Source organism: Sorangium sp. So ce1036, from assembly GCF_051369805.1.
Taxonomy (GTDB): domain Bacteria; phylum Myxococcota_A; class Polyangia; order Polyangiales; family Polyangiaceae; genus Sorangium; species Sorangium cellulosum_F.
Genome location: NZ_JBBMOX010000001.1, coordinates 2863209 through 2876342, shown reverse-complemented (window position 1 = coordinate 2876342; position 13134 = coordinate 2863209). Strand labels below are relative to the sequence as shown.

Genomic DNA, 13134 nt, shown 5'->3' with positions numbered 1-13134 from the left:
CCAATGGCTCTGTTCGACGACGATTTCGAGACGCTCGAGCAGCTCCCCGAGATGCGAAAATCGCGGGGAAGGGGCGGGGATTCGCACGGACAGAGCCCTGCGCCCGTGAACCCCGGGCGCGGCCGGGCGGAGCTCTCGGAGCTCACCGGCGACGGCCCCCGCTACGAGATGCGCGCGCTCCTCGGCGTCGGCGGGATGGGCGAGGTCCACTTCTGCCGGGACCGCCGCATCGGCCGCGACGTCGCCATGAAGGTCATCCGCGCCGAGCACCAGGGCGACACCACGCTCCGGCACCGGTTCATCCGCGAGGCGCGCGTCCAGGGCCAGCTCGAGCACCCCTCGATCGTGCCCGTCTACGACCTCGGCGTGGACGCCAAGGGCTCGGCGTACTTCACGATGAAGCGCCTCCGGGGCCTCACGCTCGCGCGGATCCTGAGCGAGCTCCGCGAGGGCGAGCCCGCGGCCCTGCAGAGCTTCTCGCGCCGCAAGCTCCTCACCGCGTTCTCCTCGATCTGCCTCGCCGTGGACTTCGCGCACGCGCGCGGCGTGCTGCACCGCGACCTCAAGCCCGCGAACATCATGCTCGGCGACTTCGGCGAGGTGTACCTGCTCGACTGGGGCGTCGCCAAGCTCATCGACACGCCGCTCCAGATGCTCGACATGGGCGAGGATCCCATGAGCACGAGGACCATCCCGGGCGATGTGCTCGGGACCCTCGGCTACATGTCGCCGGAGCAAGCGCAGGGGTGCGTCGACACGCTCGACCCGCGCAGCGACGTGTACTCGCTCGGCGCCATCCTCTTCGAGCTCCTCACGCTGCAGCCGCTCCACCCGAAGCGCGACCGCAACGAGATGCTGAGCTCGCTCCTGCAGGGCGCCGACGCGCGGGCGTCGGTGCGCGCGCCCGAGCGCGAGGTGCCCCCGGAGCTCGACGCGATCTGCCTGAATGCGACGCGGCGCGATCCGCTCGAGCGCTACCCGTCCGCCCGCGCGCTCTACGAGGCCGTCGAGCGGTTCCTCGACGGCGCCCGGGACGTCGAGCTGCGCCGCGACCTCGCCGCGCGGCACGCGAGCCTGGCCGAGGAGAAGGTGGAGAAGGCGCTCGCCGGCGGGAAGGAGGCCGAGAGCGCCCGGAAGACGCTGCTCAGCGAGGTCGGCCAGGCGCTCGCCCTCGACCCGTCCAACGAGCGCGCCCTCGAGACGCTCCGGCGCACGCTCACCGAGCCGCCGCGCGAGCTGCCGCAGGAGGTGCTCGCCGAGCTCGACGCGGCCGCGGCGGCGCGGCACCGGCTGCAGCTCCACGCGGGCGTCCGCGCCGAGCTGCTCGCGACGGCGATCGCGACGCTCGTGGCCGCGCTGTGGCTCGGCGTCCGGGAGTGGAAGGTCTTCGGCATGATCCTGGGGTTCACCGCCCTGGCGGCGGGGATGAAGCTCGTCGCGGCGCGCGTCGTCCACCGCCCCTCCGCGGAGTGGTACGCATACGCCGGGTTCGTCTTCAACGTGCTCGCGTTCCTGTTCGTCGGCCGCGGCTTCGGGCCGCTGCTCTTCATGCCGATGCTCCTCGTCATCTTCACGTACGGCAACTCGTTCACGTACAGGACCGCCTACCGCGTCGCCGTGGTCGTGACCGGGTGCGTCGCGGTGCTGCTCGCCACGTGGATCGAGTACGCGGGCGTCGTGCCGCGCTCCTACGAGTTCACCGACGGCGCGATGATCATCCTGCCCCAGGCGGTCGAGCACTCGAAGGTCCCGACGATGACGGCGCTGACGCTGGCGACCCTGTTCATGCTGGTCGTCCCGGCGTTCATGATGGGCCAGCACCAGCACGCCCTGCGCGACGCGGAGCGGCGCGCCTTCCTGCAGGCGTGGCAGCTCCGCCAGCTCCTGCCGGAGCGGGCGCAGCCGGGCGCCGTCGCCGGCCCCGGGTCGGAGCAGGCCACCACGCGCGGCCCGAGGAGGCCGCAGCGCGGGGCGCGCCGCGGCGCGCCGGGGTGAGCCTGCGAGCGCGGCGGCCTCAGTCCATCGGCCAGACGGCGAGCACCCAGACGGGCGCGCTGCCTCGGGCGGCCACGCGGATGGCCGCGCTCTCCTCGATGTCGGAGCAGAAGGCGACGCCGGCGCCCTCGCCGCGCTCGCCGGCGTCGTCGCGCGCGGCGCGGTCGCCCACCTCGGCCGAGATCCTGAGCACGCGCACATCGCCCCGGACCAGCGCCGCCGCGGCGAAGTAGCAGCGGCCCGGCTCGATCGGGACCGGGATGAGCGTGTCGCCCTGCGCGCCGACGGCCTCGGCGATCGCCTGCGCGCGCGGCGCGGGCGCGTGGCGGCGGTGCAGCGCGGCGGCCAGGCCGCCCCGGACGCGCGCGCCGAAGTGGCCGGGCACGAAGGCGGGCAGCGGCCAGTGCGCGTCGGACAGCACGACCTTCACCGGGCCCGCGGCGCCCAGGAAGGGCACCTCCACCACGGCCGGCTCGCCCAGGCAGAAGTCGAGCCGCGCGTCGGGCGCGTCGGACCGGTCGCGATCGAGCACCCGCCCCGAGCCGGCCTCGCGCGCCTCGGCGTCGACGTCGGTCGCGCGGCGCACGGTGGCGCGCGGCACCTGGGCCATCAGGTCGAGCCGGTGACAGCCCTCGGCGAGCTTGATCGAGAACTGCCCCGTCCCGACCACCGAGGCGTCCATCTCGGTCTGCACGACGCGCGAGGCCCCCTCCGCGCGCGCGCGCCGCGCGGCCCGCGCCGCCCGGGGGTCGAGCGGCCCGGGGTCGGCCGGCCGGCCCGGGTCGCCGCGCGGCGCGACCGGGCCGAACACCCGCTCCGGGAAGATCGACGCGATGCGCGCGGGCGGCCCGCTCGACGCCGCCACGACGATCTCGAAGGCCGCGCGCGGCGAGATCACGTCGATCACCACGCGGCGCAGCTCATCCCGCAGCGGACCGCACCGCGTGACCGAGGCAGCCCCGGCGACGCTGCGGACGCGGCGATCGTCCTCGGGCGCCTGGCCGCGCAGCCGGTGCGCGAGCGCCTCGAGCGCGGAGGTGTCGTCCAGGAGCGGCTCGGGCTCCAGCGTGAACTCCACGACGCGCGGCGCGAGGACCGCGACGGTGAGGCACTCGGCCACCGCCGCGGCCGCCGGATCGCCCGCGGCGCGCGCATCGCCGGCGGTACGCGCATCGCCGGCGGTACGCGCAGCGCCCGCGGTGCCCGCAGCGCCCGGAACGCCCGCGGTGCCCGCAGCGCCCGCGCCGCCCGCAGGACGCGCGCCGCCCGCGCCAGCGCGCGCCGGCGGCGGCGGGGACACCGCCACCGCCCTGGAGCGGCCGTGCTCGACGAAGATCGGGGGGAGGCGCGCGACCCGCGCGCCGGAGAGCGACCACATCCGCGCGAGGCGCGCGGCGTCGTCGCCGAGGTCCGCGCGCGCCGGGGCCGCCGTGAAGAGGCCGGCGAGCGCGGCCATGACGGAGACCGCGGAGGCCGCGGCGCGCGCGCCGCACGCGAGGCCCGGGGCCGCAGGGCGGCCCCGCTCGACGACGCCGCGCGCCGCTGCCATCACGCCTCCTCGCCTACGACCGGCTGCGCATCGCCTCGATGAGGATGCGCGCCACCTCCGGACGGGAGAACTCCGGCGGGGGCAGCTCGCCGCGCTGGAGCATCTCGCGCACCTTCGTACCGGACAGGTTGACCTGCGTCGACGCGTCGCCCGGCGCCGTCTTCGCGGTGGCCATCGCGCCGACCACCTTCGAGTAGAACGCGTTCTCGAAGCAGAGCGGCTGGATGCCGAGCTCCCCGGGGCTGAAGGCATTGAACAGCTCCTGCGCGTCGTACGTGCCGTAGTAGTTGCCGACGCCGGCGTGATCGCGCCCGACGATGAAGTGCGAGCAGCCGTAGTTCTTGCGCGCGATCGCGTGGAAGATCGCCTCGCGGGGCCCCGCGTAGCGCATCGCCGCCGGGTAGATCGAGAGGAGCACGCGATCCTTCACGTAGTAGTTCGCGATGAGCTCCTCGTAGCAGCGCATCCGCACGTCCGCCGGGATGTCGTCCGACTTGGTCGCGCCGACCAGCGGGTGGATCATCAGCCCGTCGCAGATCTCCAGCGCCGTCTTGGTGATGAACTCGTGCGCCCTGTGGATCGGGTTCCGCGTCTGGAAGCCGACGATGCGGCGCCACCCCTTCTCGGCGAAGTACGCCCGCGTCACGGCCGGGCTCCGGTCGTACGCCGGGAACGGCGACGCGACCGGCCGCTCGAGCACGCGGATCTCGCCGCCGACGTACACGGGCCCCGTGCTCATCAGGTAGGCGACGCCCGGGTGCTTCGTCTCGGTCGTCCGGAAGACCTCCTGCGCCTCGAGCTCCTTGTTCGGCCGCCACTTGTCGTTGAGTTCGATGACCGCGACGATGCGTCCGTCGCGCGCCCGGAGCGCGGCCTCGGCGCCCACGCGGAGCCCCTCCGCCGCCTGCTCCGAGACGGCGAGCGTGATCGGCATCGACCACGGGAGGCCGTTCTCGAGCCGCATCTCCCGCACGACGCGCAGGTAGTCCTTCGAGCTCATGAAGCCGCGCAGCGGCGAGAACGCCCCGACCGCGATCATCTCGACGTCGCTCTCCGTGCGCTCGTCGAGATCGATGACCGGCAGCCCCTTCGCCCGCTCCGCGAGCGCCGCCTTCTCCGCGCCCTCGACCCAGCGGCTCACGAGCTCGCCGCCGTGCGGCGCGATGAGCCCGCGGGCCCCCGCCGCCGCCGCGCCCGGCGCCACGGCCACGCCGCCGCGGCGCGGGATGTACCCGAGCTCCTCGAGCTTCGCGAGGATCTTGGCGAGGCTCTCCTCCTTGGTCTCCTTGTCCGTGTGGACGACCACCTCGGGGTTCTCGGGCGCCTCGTACGGGTCGTCGATGCCGGTGAAGTTCTTGATCTCGCCCGCGAGCGCCTTCTTGTAGAGCCCCTTCGCGTCGCGCTCGGTGAGCACGGGGATCGAGCAGGAGCAGTACACCTCGACGAAGTGGGGGATCTGGGCCCGCTGCTCGTCGCGGATCGCCTTGTACGGGCTGATGGCGGCCGTCATCGCGCACGCGCCCGAGCGGGCGATGAGCTTCGCCACGTATCCGATCCGCCGGATGTTCGTGTCGCGATCTTCCTTCGAGAACCCGAGGCCCTTCGAGAGGTTCGTGCGCACCTCGTCGCCGTCGAGCACCTCCACGTGGACGGCGCGGGCGCGGAGCTCGGCCGAAAGCATCGCCGCGAGCGTGCTCTTGCCAGCGCCGCTCAGACCGGTGAACCAGACAACAAAACCTGACATTTAGGCAACTCCTTCGGTGATCAAGGGACTAGGGGCTCGGCCTCTGGGCCTGGATGGCAGCGCCCTGCGAGTGACGCTGGCACGTGGGCCGCGGGCGCGCGCCCCGGCTCGACGAAAAAGCGACGCGGCCGCTCAATCGATGACGGAGAACGTCGACGCGACGAACGCGGCGCCGTCCCACACGAAGAGGCGGTGCTCGGCGATGTAGGGCCGGCCGTCCGGACGCCCCGCGCCGCCGCGCACGCTCGTGACGAGGAACGCGAGCGGGAAGGCCGGCCCGGGCCCCATCGTGATGGCGCCTCCCTCCTCGGCAGGCGGCTCGCCGCCGCTCATCATGGCGGCGTCGGTCGGGCTGAAGTACGCGCCGGCGTCGAGGTGCGAGTGATAGAGCACCTTGACGGGGCGGCCCTCCGAGGCCCCCTTCTCGACGGCATCGGAGAAGCGCTTGCCATTGAAGTCGAAGAACGTCCGCGCCGTCCGGAAGTAACGCTCCGGGTCGATGGCGTGGAGCTTGTTCGCGATGTTCTCCATCCGGACGTGCTCGTCGCAGAGCAGCGGCTCGGCCGCCGGCCCCTTGAGGTACCCGCACGCCTCCTCGTCGCGCGCGTAGCCGGCGAGCGCCTCGTCCTCGACCGCCTTGAGGACGCTGGACTTAAGGAACACCCCGCCCGCGGTCCAGGGGTGAGCTGTCACCATACGTAGCGCTTCTCCCATTTCATCGGTGCAAAGTAGCGATCGCCCCGGTCCGGGACAATCGCGACCACGCACCCGCCCTGCTGTTCGCGGTGCAGGCGCTTCGCCACCTCGACCGCCGCGAAGACGGCCGCGCCGCCCGAGTGCCCCACGTGGAGCGCCTCCTCGCGCGCGAGCTGGTCGGCCATGTCCCAGCCCTGCTCCGTCGTGATCCGCATCGTCTCGTGGTACGCGCTCGCGTCGTGGATGCCGGGGACGAGCGAGCTCGGCAGGTGCTTGAGCCCCTCCAGCCCGTGCAGCGCGTCGGCGGGCTCCACGGCGATGCAGCGGATCGGCCGGTGGTGCTCCCGGAGCCGCCGGCTCGTCCCGACGATGGTGCCGCTCGTGCCCAGCCCGGCGACGAAGTGCGTGATCCGGTCCCCGACGGCCTCGAGGATCTCCCTCGCCGTGCCGTGGTAGTGCGCGAGCGGGTTGTCCTCGTTCGAGTACTGGTCCGGGTAGAAGTACCGCTCCGGGTCCTGCTCGACCAGCGCGCGCACGTGGCGGATCGCGCCGTCGGAGCCCTCCATCGGGTCGCTGAAGATGAGCTCGGTGCCGAACGCCCGCGCGATGTCCTTGCGCGCCTTCGACACGTTCGACGGCATCACGAGCGCCACGCGGAAGCCCATCGCCGCGCCGAAGAGCGAGTAGGCGACGCCGGTGTTGCCGCTCGTCGAGTCGATCAGCGTCTTCTGGCTCGTCAGGCGGCCGTCCGCGGCCGCGCGGCTCATCATCCGCAGCGCGGCGCGGTCCTTCACGGAGCCGCCCGGGTTCGCGAACTCGAGCTTGGCGTACACCTCGACCGACGGCGCCTCGCGCGCCACGCGCGCGAGGCGCACGAGCGGCGTGTCGCCCACGGCGTCGACGACCGACGCCATCCGGCGGGAGCGGGCGAGCGAGCGCCTCACGACGGCCTGCCCTCCGCCGCGGCGCCGTGGAGCCCGAGCGCGGCGCGCAGCTCGGCGAGCGCCGCCCGCGCCCCGGCGAGCACGGCGCGCGCCGCCGGGGCACGGACGAGGTCCGCGGGCGCGAGCGCGTCGACGTCGATCGCGCCCTCCGCGAGCGCGCCGAAGCCGGCGCCGCGCGCGTAGCGCGCCGCCACCTCGTGCGCGAGCGGGGCCGCGCCCTCGCCGAGCACGCGCGCCGTCGCCGCCCCGAGCCTCGCCTGCCCCTCGGGGCCGATCTCCGCGAGGAGCACCTGGCGGAGGTAGCGCGGGTCGATCACCTCAGCCTCCGGCGATCGCGGGCACGATCGCGATCTGATCGCCGCCCTTCACCGGCGTCTTGAGCCCGTCGAGGAACCGGATGTCCTCGTCGCCGACGAAGATGTTCACGAAGCGCCGCACGCCCTTCTCGTCGAGGAGCCGGTCGCGGATGCCGGGGTAGCTCTTCTCGAGGTTCTCGATGATCTCGCCGACGGTGCCGCCGGCGGCGCTCACCTCGTCCTGCCCGCCGGTGAGGGTGCGGAGGGGGGTCGGGATGCGGACGGTCGCGGTTTCAGCCATGGTCTTGCTCTCCAGTGTTGAGGTGGGCCGGGGAGCCGCTCCCGCGGTCCCCTTCAGCGCACGAGATGACATAGCGGGATACGTCGAGGGTCGCGATCGTGGCGCGCTCGCCGCACAGGGCGCAGCCGGGCCGCGCCGCGACGGCGACGCTCCGCAGCGTGTCCGAGCGGCCGTCGTAGGTCGCGATCCGGCCGAACACCGACGCGTCGCCCGCGAGGATCGCGAGCGCCCGGTCGGCCGCGATCGCGCCGGCCACGCCGCACACCGGGCCCGCCACCCCGGCCGTCGCGCAGTCCGGCGCCTGCCCGGCGGGCAGGTCCTCGAAGAGGCAGCGGTAGCAGGGGGCGCCGGGCCCCGGCGCGGCCATCACGGTCGCGCGCCAGCGCACCGCGGCGGCGTGCACGACCGGCGCGCCGGCGAGGTGGCAGGCGTCGGCGATCAGGAAGCGCGACGCGAAGTTGTCGGTCGCGTCGACGACGACCGAGACGCCGTCCAGGAGGTCGGCGGCCGTGGTCGGCGTGAAGCGGCCGGGCCGGCGGTCCACGCGGATCCCGGGGAACCTCCGGCCGAGCGCCTCGGCGAACGCGTCCAGCTTGGGGCGGCCGAGGTCGGCGTCGTCGAACAGGATCTGCCGGTGCAGGTTGGTGATCTCGACCTGGTCGTCGTCGGTGATCCGGAGGTCGCGGACCCCGGCGGCGGCGAGCGCGAGCGCGGCGGGGTGCGCGATGCCCCCCGCCCCGACGACGAGCGCGCACCCGCGGATCGCCTCGCCGCCGCCGCTCATCGGAAGTACTCGTCGAGGCTGAAGTACCGCTCGCCGGTGTCGCAGAGGACGGTCACGACGCACGCGTCCGGGCCGAGCTCGCGGGCGACGTCGAGCGCCACCCGCACCGCGGCGCCGGCGCTGATGCCGACGAGCAGGCCCTCCTGCCTGGCGAGCGCCGCCTTCGTCTCGTACGCGGCGCGATCGGTCACGGTGCGCACCTCGTCGACGACGCTCGCGTCGTAGTTGTCGGGCACGAACCCGGCCGCGAGCCCCTGGATCTTGGTGGGCCCGCGCTCGCCCCGCGAGATCGTCGCGCACGACTCCGGCTCCACCGCGATGACGCGCGTGGCCGGGCGCACCCGCTTGAGCACGCGCCCGATCCCGCTCACCGAGCCGCCCGTGCCCACGCCGGCCACGAACGCGTCGATCGTCAGCGACCGCCGGGGGCCGCTGCTGGCCGTGCCGGGCGGGTCGAGGTCGGCCATGGCGTGCAGGATCTCCCGCGCGGTCGTCTCGGCGTGCGCGCGCGGGTTGTCGGGGTTGTCGAACTGGCTCGGCAGGATCGCGCCCGGGATCTCCGCCGCGAGCGCGCGCGCCTTGGCGATGGCGCCCTCCATCTGCAGCTCGGGCTCGGTGAGCACGACCTCGGCGCCGTAGGCCTCGAGGAGCTGGCGCCGCTCGAGGCTCATGCTCGCGGGCATCGTCAGGATGCACCGGTAGCCCTTGGCCGCGCAGACGATCGCGAGCCCGATGCCGGTGTTGCCGGACGTGGGCTCGATGATCACGCCCGAGCCCGGGCGCAGCTCGCCGCGCGCCTCGGCGCCCTCGATCATCGCGAGGCAGATGCGGTCCTTCAGCGAGCCGCCCGGGTTCTGCTGCTCGGCCTTGCCGAAGACGCGCCCCCGCGGCGCCTCCGCGTCGAGGCGCCGGATCTCGAAGAGCGGCGTGTCGCCCACGAGATCGAGCACGCTCTCGACGACGCGCGGGTGCGAGGGCAACGGGGGGAGCGCGGTCGCCGCCGCGGGGCGGTCGCCGGAGAAGTGCACGGTCGGGTCGGGCTTGCTCATGGCGGTCGGCTCAGATCACGTAGGTCGACCGCTCGGGCCGCCCCTTGCGGCGGACGCCGAGCGCGACCCCTCGCTCGCAGACGTCGGCGATCGACACCGAGTCGAAGCAGCGCTCGATCGCCGCCGCGAGATCCTGGAACACGGAGGTGAGCGGGTCGGGCGGCGCGCTCCCCGGGCGCTCGTCGTCCGGCGCGAGCACCGCGACCGGCCCCTCGAGCGCGCGGACCACGTCGCCCAGGCTGATCTCGCTCGCGGGCCGCGCGAGGTGGTAGCCGCCGCGCGGCCCCCGCTTCGAGCTGATGAGCCCGGCCTTCTTCAGGTCCTGGAAGATCTGCTCCAGGAAGCGGGCCGGGATGAGCTCCCGCTCGGAGATCTCGCGGATCTGCGTCGGCCGCCCCTCGTTGTGGAACGCAATGTCGAACAATGCGCGCACCCCGTAGCGACCCTTGTTCGAGAGCTTCACCGCCATCGATATGCATTGGTACATCGGAGAAGTCAAGAACAGCCCGATCCACGACTTGACGTTGTTCTCGTACGACGACGCACCGGCCCGCACCGCGGAGGCCGCCTGGTCGGGGTGAAATTGCCAGCCGAGCTTCATCGATCGCCGGATCGCCGCGACGCGGCTTCGGCTTCCTGTTGAACCGGAAGGGACGGGTTCAGTAGCTTCGAATCCATCGAGGCTGCGAGTCGCCGCGCGTGGCCGCATGGGCGCGCGGAACGCGATCGGCGCGCATGCGCCGCATTGTTCGGGCCGCGGCGCACCAACCTAGGAGTCGGCCGGTGGCTTTCTATCAAGACCCCCCCACGCTCGGGAACCAGTACGACGACGACCGGGTGCTGCGGTCGTACCTCGCGCGCGCGCTGCCGCGGGACGTGGCCGCGGCGATCACCCCCTCGCTGCGCGAGATGGGCGCGCTCGCCGGCGGCCCCCTGTACCGGCTGCAGCTCGCGGACCGCACGAGCGAGCCGACGCTCACGTCGTGGGACGCCTGGGGCAGGCGGGTCGACCACGTCGAGGTCACGGCGCTCTGGAAGGAGGCGGCGCGGATCGCCTGCGAGCACGGGGTCGTGGCCACGGCGTACGAGCGGGCGCACGGGGCGTTCTCGCGCATCCACCAGTTCGCGCTCGCGTACCTGTTCGACGCGTCGAGCGACGTCTACACGTGCCCGCTCGCGATGACCGACGGCGCCGCGCGGGCGCTGCTGGAGAGCGGCAACCGCGCGCTCATCGACCGCGCCGTCCCGCGGCTCACGACCCGCGATCCGGCGAGCGCCTGGACGTCGGGCCAGTGGATGACGGAGCGGACCGGCGGCTCGGACGTGGGGAGGACGGAGACCGTCGCGCGGCCCGGACCGGACGGGACCTACCGGCTCCACGGGACGAAGTGGTTCGCCTCGGCCGCCACGTCCGAGATGGCGCTCGCCCTGGCGCGGCCCGAGGGCAACCCGGAGGGCAGCCGCGGCCTCGCGCTGTTCTACGTCGAGCTCGCGGGCGAGGGCGGCCGGCGCGAGGGCGTGGTGCTCCACCGGCTGAAGGACAAGCTCGGCACGCGCAAGCTCCCGACCGCCGAGATCGGGCTCGAGGGCGTGCTCGCGACGCCGGTTACCGGGCTCACGAACGGCGTCCGGGCGATCGCGCCGATGCTGAACGTGACGCGCACGTGGAACGCGGTCGCCGCGGTCGCCGGGATGCGCCGGGGGCTCGCGCTGGCGCGCTCCTACGCCCGGCGCCGCGTGCAGTTCGGCACCGCGCTCGCGGACAAGCCGCTCCACATGGACACGCTCGCCGAGCTCCAGGCCGAGTTCGAGGGCGCCTTCCACCTCACCTTCCGCGCCATCGAGCTGCTCGGGCGCGAGGAGACGGGCTCGCTCACCGAGTCGGAGGCGAAGCTGCTCCGGCTGCTCGTGCCGATCGCGAAGCTGACGACCGCCAAGCAGGCGGTCGCGGTGCTGAGCGAGGTGCTCGAGGCGTTCGGCGGGGCCGGCTACGTGGAGGACACGGGCCTGCCGCGCCTCCTCCGGGACGCGCAGGTGCTGCCGATCTGGGAGGGCACGACGAACGTGCTCGCCCTCGACGCGCTGCGCGTGATCATGAAGGACAGCTCGCTCGACGTGCTGGCGGCCGAGGTGGCGCGCCTGCTCACCGGCGTGGTCGAGCCGAAGCTCGCCGAGGCCGAGACGGCCGCGTCGCGCGCCGTGTCCCACGCGCGCGCGTGGATCAAGGAGATGGCGGGCACCGACCGCCCGGGGCTCGAGGCGGGCGCCCGGCGGGTGGCGATCACGCTCGGCCGGGCGCTGGAGCTCGCGCTGCTCGTGCGCCACGCGGCGTGGGCGATGGACCGCGAGCGCAGCCGGACCGCGCTGGCCGCGGCGGTCCAGTTCACGCGCAACGGCGTCGACTGCATCCGCGACCACGACCGCGACACCATCGAGGCGCTCGCCGAGGTGGGGCAGACGCCCGACACCTGAACACGCGACGCCCACGAACACTGAACAGAACCCCCATCACCCCCACCGCGGACGCCTGCCAGCCCCTCGATCCGTCCTCGTCCGCACGGGGCGACGATTTTTCCATCCTCCTGGCGCGCACCGATCTCCACCAAAAATTCAATTGATTGCGGCCACTTACAAGAAAACGCCGCTGCGAGCTCGGGACGAGATTTGTCCTATCGTCGCGCGAAGGCACTAGACGGAACTAACTGAACGGGCATACAGTAATGCCGTTGCTGCGGCGCTGAACGCGTGCCCGCGGGGACGACGTGCGAGCGGCCTGGCCATGGGAGGTCGGCGCCGCGGGCCCGGTGCCCCCGGCGGGTGAGATCCGCCTGCGGGCGCCGATTCCGGCGCCGGTGAGGGACCTCGTCCGCCCTGGGGACGGCTCGGGCTCGCGCGGCCCCGGAGCACGCGTGCGGCGTTCGCCAGCGCACACGACGAGCTTGCGAAGGGGCGAGATGAAGACGGAATACACGCTGCTGTCCGGCGAGACGGTCGAGTTCGCGACGCCGGTCGGCGAGCTCGGCGACTTTCTGCGCCGGGTGCTGGCGGCGGCGAAGGAGCCCTCGGTGACCGAGGCCGACCTGAACGATCTGGTGTTCGGCCCGGAGAACCCGCTGCTGAACAGGACGGTGATGGCCGGCCGGAGCGTCGCGACCGCCGAGGTGTATCGCGATCCGATCTTCCACGTGATGCTCGACTGCATCGCGCGCAAGCGGCGGCCGACGGAGCCCGCGGCGTCGTCGCGGGCGCGTTACACGATGACGGTGCCCGACGCGGCGCAGCAGCTCGGCATCTCGGAGAGCGCGGTGCGCCAGGCCATCTACGCGGGCCGCCTGCGCGCGAGCAAGGAGGGCGGGACGTACTACCTGGACCCGCGCTCGGTCGGGGGCTACCGCGTGAGCAAGCGAGGGCCAAGGCGGCAGGATCAGGCGGCCAAGGGCCCGCCCGGGGGCGTGCTCGACGCGCGCATCGGCTCGGGGCCGGACGCGAGCTTCCGGGTGAAGCACAGCCGCGACGAGTTCGAGCTCACGGAGCGGCACGGCGCGGAGTGGACAGGCACCATCCCGCCGGGGTGGCGGCGCATCGCCATCCTCGGCACGACGAAGGAGCGCTCGCGCTACTGGGAGATCGAGCCCGCCGAGGGCGAGAGCGTCCTGCACTTCGAGGGCTTCTATCTCCGCGGGGGCTTCCGCATCGTCGAGACCGTGAGCACCTCGCAGCGCGCCGAGGCGGCGTTCAAGGCGTTCCAGCCGCGCTGAACGCGGGGAGCTCGTCAG

12 protein-coding genes are annotated in these 13134 nt (G+C 73.6%); 3 read left to right on the top strand and 9 right to left on the bottom strand.

Translation table 11 applies throughout. The annotated features are described in order from the left end of the window. The first annotated feature begins 105 nt into the window (after nucleotides 1-105). On the top strand, nucleotides 106-1995 hold the full coding sequence (locus WMF31_RS11045) for a serine/threonine protein kinase (RefSeq protein ID WP_436601893.1): 1890 nt from the start codon (nucleotides 106-108) through the stop codon (nucleotides 1993-1995). Between the two features lie 19 nt (nucleotides 1996-2014). Here WMF31_RS11045 and WMF31_RS11040 read toward each other — a convergent pair whose 3' ends face one another. From WMF31_RS11040 to WMF31_RS11000, 9 genes are all read right to left on the bottom strand, one after another. Next, the gene (locus tag WMF31_RS11040; RefSeq protein WP_436601892.1) at nucleotides 2015-3544 is read right to left on the bottom strand and encodes a hypothetical protein; all 1530 of its coding nucleotides are present in this window, start codon (nucleotides 3542-3544) and stop codon (nucleotides 2015-2017) included. Between the two features lie 13 nt (nucleotides 3545-3557). Continuing rightward, the gene (gene sat / locus WMF31_RS11035; RefSeq protein ID WP_436601891.1) at nucleotides 3558-5288 is read right to left on the bottom strand and encodes a sulfate adenylyltransferase; all 1731 of its coding nucleotides are present in this window, start codon (nucleotides 5286-5288) and stop codon (nucleotides 3558-3560) included. Between the two features lie 132 nt (nucleotides 5289-5420). Beyond that, nucleotides 5421-5984 (bottom strand): Mov34/MPN/PAD-1 family protein, encoded by a 564-nt coding sequence (locus tag WMF31_RS11030; RefSeq protein ID WP_436601890.1) that lies wholly within the window; start codon nucleotides 5982-5984, stop codon nucleotides 5421-5423. Further along, nucleotides 5978-6928 carry a PLP-dependent cysteine synthase family protein gene (locus WMF31_RS11025; RefSeq protein WP_436601889.1) on the bottom strand — a complete coding sequence of 317 codons (951 nt, stop codon included), beginning with the start codon at nucleotides 6926-6928 and terminating at the stop codon, nucleotides 5978-5980. The genes WMF31_RS11030 and WMF31_RS11025 overlap by 7 nt, the downstream gene beginning before the upstream one ends. Beyond that, nucleotides 6925-7245 (bottom strand): hypothetical protein, encoded by a 321-nt coding sequence (locus WMF31_RS11020; protein ID WP_129351067.1) that lies wholly within the window; start codon nucleotides 7243-7245, stop codon nucleotides 6925-6927. The genes WMF31_RS11025 and WMF31_RS11020 overlap by 4 nt, the downstream gene beginning before the upstream one ends. A gap of 1 nt (nucleotide 7246) precedes the next feature. Continuing rightward, the gene (locus tag WMF31_RS11015) at nucleotides 7247-7525 is read right to left on the bottom strand and encodes a MoaD/ThiS family protein (RefSeq protein ID WP_129351070.1); all 279 of its coding nucleotides are present in this window, start codon (nucleotides 7523-7525) and stop codon (nucleotides 7247-7249) included. Beyond that, nucleotides 7518-8309, bottom strand: a complete 792-nt coding sequence (locus tag WMF31_RS11010) for a HesA/MoeB/ThiF family protein (protein WP_436601888.1) — start codon at nucleotides 8307-8309, stop codon at nucleotides 7518-7520. Before WMF31_RS11010 ends, WMF31_RS11015 begins: the two co-directional genes overlap by 8 nt. Next, nucleotides 8306-9358, bottom strand: coding sequence for a cysteine synthase A (cysK, locus tag WMF31_RS11005; protein ID WP_436601887.1), 1053 nt, complete (start codon nucleotides 9356-9358; stop codon nucleotides 8306-8308). Before cysK ends, WMF31_RS11010 begins: the two co-directional genes overlap by 4 nt. Before the next feature lie 10 nt (nucleotides 9359-9368). Next, nucleotides 9369-9959, bottom strand: coding sequence for an RrF2 family transcriptional regulator (locus WMF31_RS11000; protein ID WP_436601886.1), 591 nt, complete (start codon nucleotides 9957-9959; stop codon nucleotides 9369-9371). 182 nt (nucleotides 9960-10141) lie between these two features. Here WMF31_RS11000 and WMF31_RS10995 point away from each other — a divergent pair, with 182 nt between their 5' ends. Together WMF31_RS10995 and WMF31_RS10990 are read left to right on the top strand one after the other, a co-directional pair. Then, complete coding sequence (locus tag WMF31_RS10995; RefSeq protein WP_436601885.1) at nucleotides 10142-11830, top strand: acyl-CoA dehydrogenase family protein; 1689 nt, start codon at nucleotides 10142-10144, stop codon at nucleotides 11828-11830. Nucleotides 11831-12312: 482 nt separating this feature from the next. Further along, on the top strand, nucleotides 12313-13116 hold the full coding sequence (locus WMF31_RS10990; RefSeq protein ID WP_436601884.1) for a helix-turn-helix domain-containing protein: 804 nt from the start codon (nucleotides 12313-12315) through the stop codon (nucleotides 13114-13116). Nucleotides 13117-13134: the final 18 nt, after the last annotated feature.

Coding starts and splice junctions, on each gene's coding strand:
- WMF31_RS11040 (WP_436601892.1), bottom strand. CDS start 3,544: ATGGCAGCGGCGCGCGGCGTCGTCGAGCGGGGCCGCCCTGCGGCCCCG.
- sat (WP_436601891.1), bottom strand. CDS start 5,288: ATGTCAGGTTTTGTTGTCTGGTTCACCGGTCTGAGCGGCGCTGGCAAG.
- WMF31_RS11030 (WP_436601890.1), bottom strand. CDS start 5,984: ATGGTGACAGCTCACCCCTGGACCGCGGGCGGGGTGTTCCTTAAGTCC.
- WMF31_RS11015 (WP_129351070.1), bottom strand. CDS start 7,525: ATGGCTGAAACCGCGACCGTCCGCATCCCGACCCCCCTCCGCACCCTC.
- WMF31_RS11010 (WP_436601888.1), bottom strand. CDS start 8,309: ATGAGCGGCGGCGGCGAGGCGATCCGCGGGTGCGCGCTCGTCGTCGGG.
- cysK (WP_436601887.1), bottom strand. CDS start 9,358: ATGAGCAAGCCCGACCCGACCGTGCACTTCTCCGGCGACCGCCCCGCG.
- WMF31_RS11000 (WP_436601886.1), bottom strand. CDS start 9,959: ATGAAGCTCGGCTGGCAATTTCACCCCGACCAGGCGGCCTCCGCGGTG.
- WMF31_RS10990 (WP_436601884.1), top strand. CDS start 12,313: ATGAAGACGGAATACACGCTGCTGTCCGGCGAGACGGTCGAGTTCGCG.